The organism is Arthrobacter jiangjiafuii (genome assembly GCF_018622995.1).
Taxonomy (GTDB): Bacteria; Actinomycetota; Actinomycetes; order Actinomycetales; family Micrococcaceae; genus Arthrobacter_B; species Arthrobacter_B jiangjiafuii.
Genome location: NZ_CP076022.1, coordinates 2,791,170 through 2,805,698 on the forward strand (window position 1 = coordinate 2,791,170; position 14,529 = coordinate 2,805,698).

Here is a 14,529-nt window from a genome sequence, read left to right on the forward strand (position 1 = left end):
GCCTCCATGCTATCGGGTGGGCCGGTCCCACATGGCCGCGGCGGTGTGCCGTCCGCTGACGGCGCACCGCTGTCGCGCATGCCTGCCGGTGGCGGAGACGAGGGCAGCGCTCAGGAACGGCGGCCATAAGCACGACGACGGCGGCGGGAGCCGCTGACTGACCCTAGGATGAGTCCCAACACCAGGAGCGCCGCTGCGCCGAGCATGAACGGCAGGGTCCAGGCCTGCAGGCTGGCGGCGGCTTCGGAGGCAAAGGCAGCGGCGAAGGTCTCCGCCACCGCACTGCTGTACGCCGGGCGGGCCGCGAGCGACGGAAGGCTGCCGGCCGCAAACCACAGCAGGCCGCCGGAGATCAGTGCCCCGGCGCCCAGCCAGGCCAGCGCGGCCGAGCGGTGCCGCGCTGCCAACAGGGCCAGGACGGCGGCAGCAGCGGCACCCAGGGCCAGGAACGGCCAGGCGCCTGCCACTGACACCAGTGCATCAAGGTTCCGCTGCTGGTCACCGCCGGCCAGGGTAATCGGTGACTGCTCCGGCGGGGCGACGTCGATCCCCGACTGGGCCCCGATGCTCCCCGTGACCAGTGACACCAGGGGTGCCACGTCCAGCGTGATGTCCGGCCCGCCGTCGAACGTCAGCGCGTGGGAGCGCTGAAGCGTCTGGTCCCAGGCCTGCGGATACTCCGGCAGGGACTGCACGCCTTGCACCGCACCGGTGATCAGCGGCTGGATCAGCGGAACCAGGGCATCGGGCACCTGGACGGTCGCCGCGGCCTCCTCGCCGATGGCCTCGGACAGGTCCTCCTGGAACGCCGGATCAGTGCCCAGCGGCTGGCCCAGGGCGGTGAAGCCGGTATCGGACACGACATTTTCAGCCAGCCACGCGGAACAGAAAGCCGTGACCGCCAGGAGAACGGCGGCGAGGCCCAGAAGTGCCGAACAGAGTGTGCGCATGAAGTGTTTCCTTGTCCGTCTTAGGAGGCGGGCTGAACCCGGCGGGATTCCGCCGGCACGTGCGTTGGGGGCGGCACCTGATAGACATTAACTTATGCAAGACCCCATAGACCGTTCCGGTCCCGAAGAACCAACCGCGCCGACGAGCGTTCCGAAGACCGCTGCGGAAACGACGCCGGAGAATCCCTGGCCGCTGCAGCTGCTCTCGAAGAACCTCAAGAGCTACATTGACCGCGCACCCGCAACCTGGGTGGAGGGGCAGATCATCGAGCTGAACAAGCGCGCCAATGCCTCCTACATCACGCTGCGCGACGTCGATGCGGAGATTTCGCTCTCCCTCACGGTATGGAGCACGGTCATGAACCGGCTCGAGCTGCCGCTGGAGCGCGGTGCCCGGGTGGTGGCCCAGGTGAAGCCCGATTTCTGGGTCAAGACCGGCCGGCTCTCCATGCAGACCCGGGACATCCGCCCGGTGGGGATCGGCGACCTGCTGGCCCGGATCGAACGCCTGCGGCAGGCACTGGCCGCCGAGGGGCTGTTCAGCGAGGACCGGAAGCGGCCGCTGCCGCTGCTGCCGGGCCGGATCGGACTGATCACCGGCCGCAACTCCGACGCCATGAAGGACGTCCTGAAGAATGCCGCGCTGCGCTGGCCGGCGGTGGCCTTCGAGGTGCGTGAAGTTGCCGTGCAGGGCGTGAACGCGGTGTCCGAGGTGACCCGGGCGCTGGCCCAGCTCGACGCGATGCCCGAAGTGGACGTGATTGTGATTGCCCGCGGCGGCGGTTCCCTGGAGGACCTGCTGCCGTTCAGCCACGAGGACCTGGTCCGCGCCGTCTCTGCGGCGTCCACTCCGGTGGTCAGCGCGATCGGCCATGAGGCGGACCGCCCGCTGCTCGACGACGTCGCCGACCTGCGCGCCTCCACCCCCACCGACGCGGCCAAGCGGATCGTTCCGGACGTGGGCGAGGAGCTGCACCGCATCGGCTCAGCCCGGGCCCAGCTGCGCCGCATCGTGGAACTGACCGTGGGCAGGGAAGCCGACCGGCTGCACCATATCCGGTCGCGTCCGGTCATGGCCTCGCCGGCGACCATCGTCGATGTGCGCGCCCAGGACATCTCCCGGCTGCGGGAGCGGGCCATGTCCTGCATGAACGCGGAGATCCGGCGGGACACCGACCGGATTTCCCACCTCCGCGCCCAGGTGCGGGCGTTGTCGCCACAGAACACGCTGGACCGCGGCTACGCCGTCGTGCAGCTGCCCGACGGCGAGGTGGTCCGCGACGCGGCTGCAGTGCCCGACGCCGCCCGGCTGCGCATCCGCGTGGCGGTGGGCGAAGTGGCAGCCACCGCCGACGCCCGAGAATCCCCGCAGGACTAAGCACCAACCCGCTATCCCGACCCCGCAGCATTTTCGAGCCAAAGGAAATCCCCGAAATGAACCCCGCAGTGAACGAAACAACAGTCCCGGCCGACATTGAAGCCATGAGCTATGAGCAGGCACGGGACGAGCTGATGACCGTGGTTGGCAGGCTGGAAACCGGCGGCGCCTCGTTGGAGGAGTCATTGGCCCTGTGGGAGCGCGGCGAGCAGCTGGCCACCCGGTGCGAGTCCTGGCTCGAAGGAGCCCGCAAGCGCCTGGACGCGGCCCGGGAGCAGGCCCGCGGGGAATAGCCCCGACGCGCCCGCTCCCGCCAGCCGGTCAGTCCCCGGGGTGAGCGCCTACTGCTTGTACGTGCTGAGGAACTCGCCGAGCCGGATCATGGCGTCCTCGATGTCCTCCACGTTCGGCAGGGTCACCATCCGGAAGTGGTCCGGGCGCACCCAGTTGAACGCAGTGCCCACCGAGATCAGGATCTTCTGCTGCTTGAGCAGGTCCAGGGCAAACTGCTCGTCGCTTTCGATCGGATAGACCTCCGGATCCAGCTTCGGGAACAGGTACAGCGCGCCCATGGACAGCTCGCAGCTGACCCCGGGAATGTCGTTGAGCATCTTGTGCGCCAGGTCGCGCTGTGCCTTGAGCCGCCCGCCGGGCAGGATCAGGTCGTTGATGCTCTGGTAGCCGCCCAGCGCCGTCTGGATGGCGTGCTGGCCGGGAACATTGGCGCACAACCGCATGTTGGCCAGCAGGTTGATGCCCTCGATGTAGTCGGCGGCCTCGTGCTTGGGCCCGGAGATCGCCATCCAGCCGCTGCGGTAGCCGGCAATCCGGTAGGCCTTGGACAGCCCGCTGAAGGTCAGGCACAGGACGTCGTCGCCGGTGATGGATGCTGAGTTGATGTGCAGGGCGTCGTCGTACAGGATCTTCTCGTAGATCTCGTCCGAGAAAATGATCAGCCCGTGCCTGCGCGCCAGGTCAACGATCGCCTTGACGATGTGGTCCGGATACACCGCCCCGGTGGGGTTGTTCGGGTTGATCAGCACGATCCCCTTGGTGCGGTCGGTGATCTTGGATTCCAGGTCCTCCACATCGGGCCACCAGTGCGCGTCTTCGTCGCAGAGGTAGTGCACGGCGGTGCCCCCGGCCAGGGACACAGAGGCGGTCCACAGCGGATAGTCCGGTGCCGGGACCAGGATCTCGTCGCCGTTGTTCAGCAGTGCCTGCAGGGACAGCGTGATGAGTTCGCTGACCCCGTTGCCCAGGTAGACGTCGTCGACGTCGATGTTCTGGATGCCCCGGCCCTGGTAGTACTGGACGACGGCGGTGCGGGCCGAGAACAGGCCGCGGGAGTCGCTGTATCCCTGGGCCTTGGGCAGGTGGCGCACCATGTCCACGAGGATGGCCTCCGGCGCCTCAAAACCGAATGGCGCGGGGTTGCCGATGTTCAGTTTCAGGATCCGGTGGCCTGCTGCTTCCATGCGCTGCGCGTGCTCGAGCAGCGGGCCGCGGATGTCATAGAGAACATTGTGGAGCTTGTGCGACTGCTTGAATTCTGCCATTCAAACATGGTGCCACAGACAGAGGACCCCCTTCCGCATGTGAAGCGGAAAGGGGTCCTCGACGGTGCTCAGGCCAGGCTCAGGCCAGGCCCTTTTCCTCCAGCCACATCTTGGCCGCCTCGGCCGGATCCAGTTTCTGGTCCCCGCTGACGGCCTGGTTCAGCTCGATCAGGTCCTCGGTGGTCAGCTGGGCTGAGACCTTGTTGAGCACGTCGATGGCCTCGTCGCTGAGGGCGGCGGACGAGGCCAGCGGAACAACCTGCTGGGCCGGCCAGTTCTGCAGCGGATCAGCCAGCACCACCAGGCCGTTTTCCTCGATCGCCGGGGTGGTCGTATAGATATCGGCCACCTGCACGTCGTCGTTCAGCAGTGCGTCCACGGTGAGCGGGCCGCCGCTGTCGCCGATGGCGGTGAATTCCTTGAACTCGCAGCCGTACTTGTCCTTCAGCCCGGGCAGGCCCTGGGCCCGCTCGGCGAACTCGGCCGGTGCGCCCAGGATGAGCTGGTCGCAGACCTTGGCCATGTCTTCGATGCTCTCAAGCTTGTACTTCTCGGCAGTGGCCTTGGTAACCACCATGGCGTCCTTGTTCTCGGCATCGGATGCTTCCAGGATGACCAGGCCCTCGGGCAACGCGTCCGGCAGCGCATCCAGGATCTCACCCGAATCCACCAGCGTGGTCTGAGGATCCACTCCCACCAGCAGGGCTCCGCTGTATTCCGGAATCAGATCGATGGAGCCGTCCTGCAGCGCCGGCAGGTACACCTCGCGCGAGCCGATCCCCAGCTTGGTTTCGGCCGGGATTCCGGCGCCGTTCAGTGCACCGGCATAGATTTCGGCCAAAGTGCTGGATTCGGGGAAGTCAGCCGAGCCCACCACAATGGTTTCGCCTCCGGCCGCTGCGCTTTCCGACGGCGACTCGGAGGCCAGCGGGTCTCCCCCGCCGCCGCTGCAGCCGGCCATGGCGAGGGCCAGGGCGAATCCTCCGGCCAGGGCGGCTAGGCCTTTGGGCCGGAAGTTCCGGCGCTTGTGCTGCATCATGGTTTTCCTCCTTGTGCGCCGGCAGCGGTCGTTCCGCTGCCGGTCGGTATGGTTCCGGTACCGGCTGCTTCGGCCGCGGATGGGGCGCGGCCGTTCTGCAGTCCGGGTGAAATGGTGAGGCGTGCGGCCAACGCAATCACGGCGTCGACGGCGAGCGCCAGAGCAGCGATGATCACGGCTCCGCCGAAGACCCGGCCGTAGTCCCCCACGGCCAAGCCGTCGATCAGGTACCGCCCCAGTCCGCCCAGGTTGATGGTGGCTACCACTGCTGCGGTGGCCACGACCTGCAGGGTGGCACCGCGCAGCCCGCCGAACAGCACCCGCAGTCCGTTGGGCAGCTCCACCCGGAACAGGATCTGGGCCTCTGTCATGCCCTGGGCGCGGGCCGCGTCGACCACGCTGCGGTCCACCGAGCCGATCCCGGAATACGTTCCGGCGAGCAGCGGCGGAATGGCCAGCAGCACCAGCGACCAGATGGGCGGCATCAGGCCCAGGCCGGCGAGCAACACAAACAGGGTCAGCATGCCCAGGGTGGGCAGCGCCCGCAGCAGGCCCGAGACGGCCACCACCGCCACTTGCCCGCGGCCGGTGTGGCCGATGTACAGGCCAATGGGAACGGCGATCGCCAGGGCGATGGCCAGGGTGAGCCCGGTGTACTGCAGGTGTTCGAAGGTGCGTGCGGGGATGCCGGCCGCGCCGGTCCAGTTGGCCGGGTCGGTGAGCCACTCCCAGCCCTGGCCCAGGGCGTTGGTACTGGTGTATTCGGTGCGGGGAAGGATCAGGGGCATCGCCTAGGCCCCCTTCAAAGCCGCGTCGGGTGCTGCTGCCGGTGTGCCTGCCGGGCGGGGGGCAGTGCTGCCCGGGCGCTGCCCCGGACCGTCGCCCGGCTGCCCGCCTCCGGTCCGCTTCCCGCCCCGGGGTCCGCGCCGGAGCCCGCGCCGGAGTCTTGCCCCGGCCCCAATCCCGGTCCCGGCCCGCAGCCACGGGGTCAGGGCGCGCTGCAGCAGCACGAGCAGCAGGTCCATGGCGAAGGCGAGCACCAGGGTGGCAATGATGCCCACCACGATCTCGGTGATGAAGTACCGCCGCAGCCCGTCGCGGAAGAAGAAGCCCAGGTTCTCCACCCCGATGAGCGCTCCGACGCTGACGATGGAAATGTTGCTGACCGAAACCACCCGCAATCCGGCGATCAGCACCGGGACGGACAAGGGCAGGTCCACCGTGAAGAACCGGCGCAGCGGCCGGTAGCCCATGGCCACCGCCGCCTGCCGGACGCCGTCGTCCACCGAGTCAAAGGCGTCAAGGGCCACCCGCAGCATCAACGCCACTGCGTAGATGGTCAGCGCGATGATGATGTTGCTGATGTCCAGGATGCGGGTGCCCAGAATGGCCGGCAGCGTCACGAAGAGGGCCAGCGACGGAATGGTGTAGAGCAGCGACCCGGTGGAGAGCACGACGCCGCGCAGCCGGATGCGGTGGCGGACCAGGGCGGCCAGCGGCACGGCGATGAGCACGCCCAGCACCAGCGGCACAATCGACTGGAACAGGTGCAGCCCGGTCAGCCGGTACACCTGGTCCGTGTGGGAAAGGAACCACTCCACGTCAGCCCCCGCTTCGCTGCAGCCGGGCGGCCTCGATCAGGGCCAGGACCTCGCCGGGGACGATGGTGCCGGCAACCCGCGAATCGGCGTCGACCGCCACGCCCAGTCCGGCCGGTGAGGACAGTGCGGCGTCGAGCGCCTGCCGCAGGGTCTCCCCCTCGCGGTACAGGGAACCGCCGGGCACCAGCCGGTCCGGCGAGGTAATTTCCGCACGGTAGCGCGCGGGCACCCACCCCAGCGGGCGGCCGTCGTCGTCGACCGCCAGCGCCCAGTCCCCGGTCACGGGAACCGCGGGGTCGGCCAGCTGCGCCGGATCCAGCAGCTGCACCTGGTGCAGCGGAACATTTTCTCCCGGTTGGAAGGACAGGTGCCGGAAGCCGCGGTCCCGGCCGACGAAGCCTGCCACGAAGTCATCCACCGGGGCGCGCAGGATTTCTTCCGGGGCGGCGTACTGGGCCAGGCGTCCGCCCACGGCGAGCACGGCCACCTTGTCGCCCAGGATGGTGGCCTCGTCGATGTCATGGGTGACAAAAACAATGGTCTTGGCCAGCTCGCGCTGCAGCCGCAGCAGCTCCTCCTGCAGCTCGGCCCGGACCACCGGGTCCACGGCGCTGAAGGGTTCGTCCATGAGCAGCACCGGCGGGTCGGCGGCGAGCGCGCGGGCCACGCCCACGCGCTGCTGCTGGCCGCCGGAGAGCTGCGCCGGATAGCGGGCACCCATCGCCGAGGCGAGGCCGACGACGTCGAGCAGTTCCGCTGCCCGGGCCCGGGCGCGGGCCTTGGACTGGCCGAGCAGCCGGGGAACGGTGGCCACGTTGTCCAGCACCGTCCGGTGCGGCATGAGCCCGGCGGACTGCATCACGTACCCCATGGAACGCCGCAGCTGGGGAGCCTTGACCCCCGAGATGTCGGTGCCGTCCACGGTGATCGATCCGGCGGTGGGGTCCAGCATCCGGTTGATCATCCGCAGCGAGGTGGTCTTGCCGCAGCCCGACGGCCCCACGAAGACGGTGATGGAACCGCGGGCGATATCCAGGCTCAGGTTCTCCACTGCAGGGGCGGCGGAACCGGAGAAGGACTTGGTCACGCCGCGGAAACTGATCATTGTCTCGGGCGGGGCTGGTTCCGGCGGGGTCATGGGGCACCTTCCGTTGGCATCATCGGGTCCTGCGGAGCTCTGGGCCTGCCGTGTGTTTACGGTAGGACACCGGGTCTGTGTAGTCCAGAACAGAAATGGCTATCTTGTCCGGAACAGGATTCGGATCAGGTGCGGCTTTGGATGGCCAACCGCAGGCCCACCTGGACCAGCGGCGTCGGTCCAAGCTCCGGAACCTTCTGAAGCGGCACCCAGGCCGCCTCGTCGGTGCTGCCGTCCAGCTCGTGGGTGAGCTCGCCGGAGAGGATCTGCGCGCGGTAAATGATCCGCAGGGCGTGCAGCAGACGGGGGTTCTCGCCCGTGAACCGGTGCTCGGGCTCGATGAAGAGGGAATCCACCCCCAGCAGCTCCGGGGTGCCGATGGTGTAGCCGGTCTCTTCGCGGACTTCCCGCACGACGGCGGCCGGCGCGTCTTCTCTGGCTTCCAGTCCCCCGCCGGGCAGCGTCCAACTGGAGTACCCATGGTCATTCCAATGGGAGAGCAGGATCGACTCCCCGCGCAGGATCACGGCGTAGGCGCCGATGCGCACGTCAAAGTCCTCAGCCACGCGGGGCCTGCCCCGCCGTGAGATAGCGGACGCCGTAGACCGGGTCCTGCGTCAGGAAGCGGATGTCCGCCAGTCCGGCCCGTTCCAGGTCCTGCCGCAGTTGGGCCTGCAGCAGCGGCTGGTTCACGCCCAGTCCCCCTCCGATCACCACCGGACCGGTGATGCCGAGCAGCCGGGCGGTATCGGCGGCGAGCCCTGCCAGGTGCCGCGAGGCTGCCTCGATGATCTCCGCGGCGGCCGCGCTGCCCGCGTCGGCGGCCTCAAACACGATGCCTGCCTTGCCTGCCCAGTACCGGCGGCCGGTAGCAGGGGCATGGAACAGACTGATGAGTTCCTCGGGTGCCCGCACCGAGCAGGCGGGCAACAGTGCCGCTGCCAGCGGATCGGGTTCCAGGCCCAGGTTCATGCGGCGCAGGGTACGGCGCACGGCCTCGCGCGCGATCCAGTAGCCGCTGCCTTCGTCGCCAAGCAGGTAGCCCCAGCCGCCGGAGCGTGCCTCCCGGCCGTCGGGTGCCTGGCCCCAGGCCACCGAGCCGGTGCCTGCAATAACAGCGATCCCGGCCGGGCTCTCGCCGGCCGCGAGGATCAGGCGGGTGTCGTGGATGACGTCAATGACCGCGCCCGGCACCTGCTCGGCGATCAGCGCGCGCAGGGCGGCGGCGTCGTCGTCCGTGTCAATCCCACCGGAACCGGCAATCACGCGCTCCACCGCCCCCGCTCCAAGCGCCGCGAAAATCTCTGCGAGGTTCGCTGCGGCCTGCGCCGGGCTCACGTTCTGGACGTTGGCGCTTCCGGCCACGGCCTCCGCGGCGGCAGTTCCGTGCTGCAGCAGCAGTCCGTGGGTTTTGGTGCCGCCGATATCCAGGCCGATGATGCGTCCGGAACCGGATCCGGGCTCCGCCTTGGGGGAAGTGTCCATATGACCCAGCCTACGTTCCTGTCCGGTCTGCTGCGCACTCGGGCGGAAACGGGCGGAACCAGTACCGGCAGCCGGTCAGGCGCGCTTGAGGATGCGGAACAGGGCGAAACCGCACAGCGCGGCGCAGGAGGCCGTGATGGCGGCGGAGAACCAGGTCACTGAGACGGCCAGCCCCCAAGCGGCGCCGGCAGCGCCGAGGCCCAGCACCGGGAGCGCACTGCCCAGATAGGTGATCACATAGACCGTGCTGATGATCTGGGCGTGCTGGGCCGCCTCCACGGAGGCAGCGACGTCGTTGAACACGGCCCGGAAGGCCATCCCCTGGCCAAAGCCGGCTGCCAGCGATGCCACCGCCAGGAGCGCGACGCTGGAGAGGGCGCCGGCAGCCGGAATCAGTGCCACGCCGGTCCCCATCAGCGCCAGCCCGGCCGGCACGACCCAGCGGCCGCGGATGCCCGTGAGCTGGCTGACGGCCGAGGCCGCCAGGGCCAGGGCGGCCAGCAGGCCGATCGCAGGGCGGGAGGAGGTACCGGCGATGCCGGCAAAGTAGGTGGGTGCAAGCGACAGGTAGAAGCCGAAGACGGCGAAGCTCAGGAACCCGGTGATGGAGGCCATCCAGAACTGGGACCGGGCGCGGTGCGAGACAGCCAGCCGGCGCGGGCGCAGGGCCTTGGAGGCGCGTCCCGGCGGCGGCAGGGAGATCGCCGGACGGGCCTTGAGCAGGCACAACGGAACCAGCAGGGCGGCCAGGACCACGGAGTGGATCAGGAACGGGGTCAAGGTGGGCGCCGGCAGAAGGGACAGCAGCCCGCCGATCACGGGTCCGGCGGCCACACCGCCGGCGGAGACCAGGAGGGTGAAGCGGGTGGCCCATTCCGGCCGGTGCGGCAGCAGTTCGCGCAGGGCCGCGGAGCTGGCGCCGGTGGCCAGCGCCACCGAGGCTCCCTGCAGGGCGCGGCCGGCGATCAGGGCCCCCATGCCCGTGGCGGTCCCGAACAATACGCCGCCGAGGAGGCTGACGACCCCGGCCAGGACCAGCGCCGCGCGCCGGCCGATGAAGTCGGACCAGTGGCCCACGAGGAGCAGCCCCGCAATGAGGACCATCACGTAGGCGGCAAAGGCAACGCTGACGCCAAAGTGGTTCATCCCCAGGCGGTCCCCCAGCAGCGGATACAGCGGGGTGGCCAGGTTGGCTCCGACCAGCAGGGTGGCCATGATGGCCAGGGTCAGCAGCAGCCGGGGCCTACGGTCCGGATCCCACTCACGACGCCCGGTCGGAGCGGGCCGCATCCGCAGTTCGCTGAGGACGGTCAATTCGTGTCCACTACTCTTTCCTGGTGCCGGTTTTGCTCTGCTGCGGATGTACCCACATGCAGATACTGATCAATTCCTCTATAGGATGAGGGCTACCGGGTCTTTTGAGGCGACAAAAGGACCAAAATTGAGCGTTTCGATCAATATTCTTCGTAACCGCTGAGAGGAGATGCGCGCAATGGGCAATCTGGACGCCCTGGACCTGAAGTTGCTGCTGGAGCTGGTACGCGATCCGCGGGCACAGATCGGCGAGTTGAGTGAAACGCTGGGCATCGCCCGCAACACCACGCAGAGCCATCTGAAGCACTTGGACCGGGCCGGGCTGGTCCGCCCGGGCGGGCGCGACGTCGACCTGGCGCTGCTGGGCTATGACGTCCTGGCGTTTGTCACCCTTGAGGTCTCACACCGGGAGCTGGACACGGTCATCACCGGGCTGCGCAAACTGCCGCAGATCCTGGAGGTGTACGAGATCTCCGGGCACGGCGACATCTGGTGCCGGCTGGCGGCCACTGACACCCAGCAGCTGCAGCAGGCGCTGCGCTCGGTACTGCGCATCAAGGGCGTGATCCGCACCGAGACGGTCCTGGCCCTGCATGAACACATCCCCTACCGCAGTGAACCGCTGCTGCAGAAGCTGGCCCCCGCCACCTAGGTGTACTGAGACACCACGTTAGTTACACGTGAATAGGGTGAAGACCTCTTAGGTTTGGTGGTTACCACACACACCCGAACCTAAGAGGTCTTCATGTCCCACCGTAATGCCCGTCTGGCTCCGGCCGGAAGAATGATCCTGATCCAGCGCGTTACTTCCGGCCGGCCGGTAGCCCACGTCGCCAAAGAAATGGGCATCTCCCGGCCCACGGCCTACCGGTGGGTGAATCGCTACCGGGACGAAGGACTGCCTGGCTTGGAAGACCGTTCGTCGAAGCCGAAATCCTGCCCGCACGCCACCAGCCCAGCGAAGACGGCCGAGGTCCTTGCGTCCCGGACCGAGCACCGCACGGGGCCGGCCGATATCGCGGCACGCACCGGTGTCGGCGTCCGGACGGTCTCCCGGATCCTTACCCGTGCCGGGATGCCGAAGCTCTGGGATCTGGACCCGCTGACCGGGACCCGGATCCGTGCAGGCCGGGCGACCGAACGCCGGTATGAACGCGACGCACCCGGGGACATGGTCCACATAGATGTGAAGAAACTTGGCCGGATACCCGACGGCGGTGGCTGGCGGGCAGACCCGAAGCAATCCGCCCGCAACCACAACACCGGCCATACTCGGGTCGGGTTCGACTACGTCCACGTGGCCGTGGATGACCACTCCCGGCTCGCGTTCGTGGAAGTCCACCCCGATGAGAAAGGCTTCACCTGCGCCGGGTTCCTGGAACGGGCCGCAGCGTTCATGGCTGCCCACGGGGCGCCGGTGCAACGGGTGATGACCGATAACGCGTTCGCCTACCGCCTCTCGAACGATTTTCAGTCCGTACTCACCGCACTGGATGCCAAACACATTCTGATCAAGCCCCGCCATCCGTGGCAGAACGGCAAAGCCGAACGCTTCAACCGGACCCTGCAGGAAGGCTGGGCCTACCGGCAGGTCTTCGACTCCAACCAGGCCCGAACCGACGCGCTGGGACCGTGGCTAGACTTCTACAACCACCAACGCCCGCACACCAGCCTCGGAGGCAAAGCACCCATCACCCGGTGCAACCAACGTCCTGTCTGAGTACACCTAGGCCTCACCCGGAGCCGGTCCGGGTGCTGCTCAACAGCTCCTCCGCAGTGGCCAGGGTCAGCCCGCCTGCCTGCCGGCCCCGGCTTGCGGCTCCGGCCACCAGTGTCAGCGCCACGGCGGCGGACCGCGCATAAAGGGCCTCGGGATCCGTTTGGCGGGCAAAGGAACGGGTGCACAGCTGCGCTGCTGCCCGGAGTCCGCTGTTCTGGGGGTTCAGCGCCGACAACACCCGCAGATGGCCCAGGAAGCAGGCCAGGTCATCCACGCGATGCCCGGGGCCCAGGGCATCGACGTCGAGCAGGCCGCTGATTTCGAGCGTTTCACTGTTTCCCACAGCCAGCAGGTTGCCTCCGTGAAAGTCACCATGGGAGGGAACCAGCGGCCCCGGGTCGGCAGCGGCCACCGCCGCCGCAATGTCCCCCGCAAGATGGCTGATGCGCCCGGATTCCGTGCCCAGCGCGACGACGGCGCCGTCGGCGTACTCCACTACCCGTTCCGCCCAGCCAGGCCGGCGGGAAAAGGCCATGGCGCCGGCGGGGAGCCGGTCCAGCAGGTCAACCAGGGCATCCGGATCAAATGCAGGGGCACCTGCCGGGCGCAGCTGCAGATGCAGGGATTTTCCGGGCAGGGAATCCATGACCAGCACGTTCTCCCGTGCGCTGCCGGCAGCAGGTCCGGCGTCCAGCAGGGGCGGCACCGGCAGCCCTGCCCCCGCGGCCAGTTCAAGCCGGTGCCGCAGGCCGGCCGCCAGCTTCGGCTGTGGAACTTTCAGGTAGGCCCTCGCCCCGGCGTGGTCTGCCCGCACCACGGCCCGGCGCAGCGGCCGGTACGCAGTGAGTGCCAGCGAAGCCGTTCCCGTCCCCACGAACACATCACGGGCCACTGCTTCGGCGTTGGTGGCCCAGGGCAGCCCGGTCAGGACCGGATCGCGGGGATGCACCCAGAGCCGGATGGCGGTGCCATCCAGGGTGGCTGTGACCGTGCCGGCCGGTTCTCCAGTAATTGTTTCCGGCGGCAGGGCAGCGGTTGTCGCTCCGATCTGCAGGTGCACGGTCTGCCCGGGTTGGCCTGCAGATGCGGCCCGGCGTGGCTGTGCCTGAACCCGGTACAGGGCGGTGATGCCGGCTCCGGGGCGGTGATGGGAACGCAGATGGGCCCAGGTCACCGGGGTGAGGCCCAGCGGCCGCAGCACGGCAGCCAGGGGCCGGTGGATGCCGGGTCCCTCCAGCAAGCTTTTCAGGGCCGACTCGGACGGCAGCTTCCGCGGCCCGCCCTCACGGTTCATGGCTAGGCGCGGCGGCGCTGCAGCACGTCGTCGAGGTTGATCTTGCCGGTGTTCAGTGCAGCCTCGGCGCCGGCTGCGTTGTCTGCTGCAGCCGCTTCGGCTCCGGCGCGGATGGAGGTCCGGGCTGCGGGCTTGGGCGTCTGCGGCAGAACGATCGGTTCCGGTGCGGCGCGCGGTGCCACTGCGGCTTCAACGTAGGTGGGTTTGGGTACTTCCACCGGCTCCCACGGGGTGGTGGAAGTCTTCGGGGGGCCTGCAGGTGCCTGCGGGGCCGCCTGGGCAGCCACGGCAAGGGCGGCGGTGCGCAGCTCCGCTGCGGTCAGGGGGCGATCGGGTGATCCCGGTGCGGTGCTGACCGAGGTCTCTCCGGCGTCGTCGACCTTGGCGGTCCCGGTGGATTCCGCGTCAAACAGAACCGTTTCGCGCTGCGGACGCTCCTGGACCACGGGTGCTTCAGCGGGCGCCGCTTCGGGCTCGGCAGCCCGGCGGGCAGAGCCGGAGGCCATGGCCGCGCGGAAGGCGGCGTTGACCCGGCTCCGCCGGTCGCGCACGGCCAGCGTACGCAGGGAGGCAACTACGGCTGCCGTGAGGACGGCTGCCCCTGCCGGGAGCCACCAGGACGCTGCGCCGAACAGGGCCAGGGGAAGGCCGGCGATGACCGTCACCACAGCGAGCGCACCTGCCAGCGCCAGGGCTGCCCGGCCGTAGCGGATCCGGAAGGCCGGCTGCGTGGCCTGCGGCCGGGCGTTCTCCGAAGCCGGGGAGGTGGTGGCGGCGGATGTGCCGGGCCGGGCGGATGCGGTGTTGTTCATGATGTTCCCCTGCTGGGACAGTCCATCGGCAGAGATGGAAGAGCGGATGGCTGTTGAGGAGGGCGGGGGCAGAACAGCCGGCAACGCGGAGGCTGGCCGGCGGAGCATATAGGGGGCAACCCACAGCAACCACAGGCCAACGGTAACGGCCAGTATCAGGGAGCTGTTGAGAGGGAAATCCACACCTACGACGTTATGAGCTAATACACACGGCGGGGCGCATTAGTGCCGGTGTGTCG

15 protein-coding genes are annotated in these 14,529 nt (G+C 68.6%); 4 read left to right on the forward strand and 11 right to left on the reverse strand.

The annotated features are described in order from the left end of the window. Positions 1-110: 110 nt before the first annotated feature. Positions 111-950 carry a hypothetical protein gene (locus KKR91_RS13045; protein ID WP_210231128.1) on the reverse strand — a complete coding sequence of 280 codons (840 nt, stop codon included), beginning with the start codon at positions 948-950 and terminating at the stop codon, positions 111-113. Between the two features lie 94 nt (positions 951-1,044). Between KKR91_RS13045 and xseA the strand changes: the two genes are divergently transcribed. Both xseA and KKR91_RS13055 read left to right on the forward strand, forming a co-directional pair. Next, positions 1,045-2,328: an exodeoxyribonuclease VII large subunit gene (xseA, locus tag KKR91_RS13050; protein ID WP_210231127.1), complete on the forward strand. Its 1,284-nt coding sequence runs from the start codon at positions 1,045-1,047 to the stop codon at positions 2,326-2,328. A gap of 56 nt (positions 2,329-2,384) precedes the next feature. Beyond that, a complete protein-coding gene (locus KKR91_RS13055) occupies positions 2,385-2,621 on the forward strand; it encodes an exodeoxyribonuclease VII small subunit (RefSeq protein ID WP_210231126.1) in 237 nt (78 codons plus the stop codon). 48 nt (positions 2,622-2,669) lie between these two features. Here KKR91_RS13055 and KKR91_RS13060 read toward each other — a convergent pair whose 3' ends face one another. The 8 genes from KKR91_RS13060 to KKR91_RS13095 all read right to left on the reverse strand — a co-directional run bounded on the left by KKR91_RS13060 (position 2,670) and on the right by KKR91_RS13095 (position 10,464). After that, positions 2,670-3,887 carry a pyridoxal phosphate-dependent aminotransferase gene (locus tag KKR91_RS13060; RefSeq protein ID WP_210231125.1) on the reverse strand — a complete coding sequence of 406 codons (1,218 nt, stop codon included), beginning with the start codon at positions 3,885-3,887 and terminating at the stop codon, positions 2,670-2,672. Positions 3,888-3,966: 79 nt separating this feature from the next. Beyond that, positions 3,967-4,926 (reverse strand): ABC transporter substrate-binding protein, encoded by a 960-nt coding sequence (locus KKR91_RS13065; RefSeq protein WP_210231124.1) that lies wholly within the window; start codon positions 4,924-4,926, stop codon positions 3,967-3,969. Then, the gene (locus KKR91_RS13070) at positions 4,923-5,714 is read right to left on the reverse strand and encodes an ABC transporter permease (protein ID WP_210231123.1); all 792 of its coding nucleotides are present in this window, start codon (positions 5,712-5,714) and stop codon (positions 4,923-4,925) included. The genes KKR91_RS13065 and KKR91_RS13070 overlap by 4 nt, the downstream gene beginning before the upstream one ends. A gap of 3 nt (positions 5,715-5,717) precedes the next feature. Then, positions 5,718-6,527, reverse strand: a complete 810-nt coding sequence (locus tag KKR91_RS13075; protein WP_210231122.1) for an ABC transporter permease — start codon at positions 6,525-6,527, stop codon at positions 5,718-5,720. 1 nt (position 6,528) lies between these two features. Further along, on the reverse strand, positions 6,529-7,632 hold the full coding sequence (locus KKR91_RS13080) for an ABC transporter ATP-binding protein (RefSeq protein WP_210231311.1): 1,104 nt from the start codon (positions 7,630-7,632) through the stop codon (positions 6,529-6,531). Between the two features lie 158 nt (positions 7,633-7,790). After that, complete coding sequence (locus tag KKR91_RS13085) at positions 7,791-8,231, reverse strand: NUDIX hydrolase (protein WP_237687377.1); 441 nt, start codon at positions 8,229-8,231, stop codon at positions 7,791-7,793. Then, positions 8,224-9,150: an N-acetylglucosamine kinase gene (locus KKR91_RS13090; protein WP_210231121.1), complete on the reverse strand. Its 927-nt coding sequence runs from the start codon at positions 9,148-9,150 to the stop codon at positions 8,224-8,226. Before KKR91_RS13090 ends, KKR91_RS13085 begins: the two co-directional genes overlap by 8 nt. 75 nt (positions 9,151-9,225) lie before the next feature. Beyond that, entirely contained in the window at positions 9,226-10,464 is a 1,239-nt protein-coding gene (locus KKR91_RS13095; protein WP_210231120.1) for an MFS transporter, read from the reverse strand. Between the two features lie 178 nt (positions 10,465-10,642). Between KKR91_RS13095 and KKR91_RS13100 the strand changes: the two genes are divergently transcribed. Together KKR91_RS13100 and KKR91_RS13105 are read left to right on the forward strand one after the other, a co-directional pair. Beyond that, positions 10,643-11,116 carry an Lrp/AsnC family transcriptional regulator gene (locus KKR91_RS13100; RefSeq protein WP_210231119.1) on the forward strand — a complete coding sequence of 158 codons (474 nt, stop codon included), beginning with the start codon at positions 10,643-10,645 and terminating at the stop codon, positions 11,114-11,116. A 93-nt stretch (positions 11,117-11,209) separates the two neighbouring features. Next, positions 11,210-12,184 (forward strand): IS481 family transposase, encoded by a 975-nt coding sequence (locus KKR91_RS13105; protein WP_210231847.1) that lies wholly within the window; start codon positions 11,210-11,212, stop codon positions 12,182-12,184. Positions 12,185-12,197: 13 nt separating this feature from the next. Here the strand turns inward: KKR91_RS13105 and KKR91_RS13110 are convergent, their stop codons facing one another. After that, the gene (locus tag KKR91_RS13110; RefSeq protein ID WP_210228165.1) at positions 12,198-13,478 is read right to left on the reverse strand and encodes a phosphotransferase family protein; all 1,281 of its coding nucleotides are present in this window, start codon (positions 13,476-13,478) and stop codon (positions 12,198-12,200) included. A 2-nt stretch (positions 13,479-13,480) separates the two neighbouring features. Beyond that, complete coding sequence (locus KKR91_RS13115) at positions 13,481-14,290, reverse strand: hypothetical protein (protein ID WP_237687378.1); 810 nt, start codon at positions 14,288-14,290, stop codon at positions 13,481-13,483. Positions 14,291-14,529 lie beyond the last annotated feature (239 nt).

Excerpts from the sequence above, each read along its gene's own strand:
- KKR91_RS13045 (WP_210231128.1), bottom strand. The coding sequence starts at position 950 with ATGCGCACACTCTGTTCGGCACTTCTGGGCCTCGCCGCCGTTCTCCTG.
- xseA (WP_210231127.1), top strand. The coding sequence starts at position 1,045 with ATGCAAGACCCCATAGACCGTTCCGGTCCCGAAGAACCAACCGCGCCG.
- KKR91_RS13055 (WP_210231126.1), top strand. The coding sequence starts at position 2,385 with ATGAACCCCGCAGTGAACGAAACAACAGTCCCGGCCGACATTGAAGCC.
- KKR91_RS13060 (WP_210231125.1), bottom strand. The coding sequence starts at position 3,887 with ATGGCAGAATTCAAGCAGTCGCACAAGCTCCACAATGTTCTCTATGAC.
- KKR91_RS13065 (WP_210231124.1), bottom strand. The coding sequence starts at position 4,926 with ATGATGCAGCACAAGCGCCGGAACTTCCGGCCCAAAGGCCTAGCCGCC.
- KKR91_RS13070 (WP_210231123.1), bottom strand. The coding sequence starts at position 5,714 with ATGCCCCTGATCCTTCCCCGCACCGAATACACCAGTACCAACGCCCTG.
- KKR91_RS13080 (WP_210231311.1), bottom strand. The coding sequence starts at position 7,632 with ATGATCAGTTTCCGCGGCGTGACCAAGTCCTTCTCCGGTTCCGCCGCC.
- KKR91_RS13090 (WP_210231121.1), bottom strand. The coding sequence starts at position 9,150 with ATGGACACTTCCCCCAAGGCGGAGCCCGGATCCGGTTCCGGACGCATC.
- KKR91_RS13100 (WP_210231119.1), top strand. The coding sequence starts at position 10,643 with ATGGGCAATCTGGACGCCCTGGACCTGAAGTTGCTGCTGGAGCTGGTA.
- KKR91_RS13105 (WP_210231847.1), top strand. The coding sequence starts at position 11,210 with ATGTCCCACCGTAATGCCCGTCTGGCTCCGGCCGGAAGAATGATCCTG.
- KKR91_RS13110 (WP_210228165.1), bottom strand. The coding sequence starts at position 13,478 with ATGAACCGTGAGGGCGGGCCGCGGAAGCTGCCGTCCGAGTCGGCCCTG.
- KKR91_RS13115 (WP_237687378.1), bottom strand. The coding sequence starts at position 14,290 with ATGAACAACACCGCATCCGCCCGGCCCGGCACATCCGCCGCCACCACC.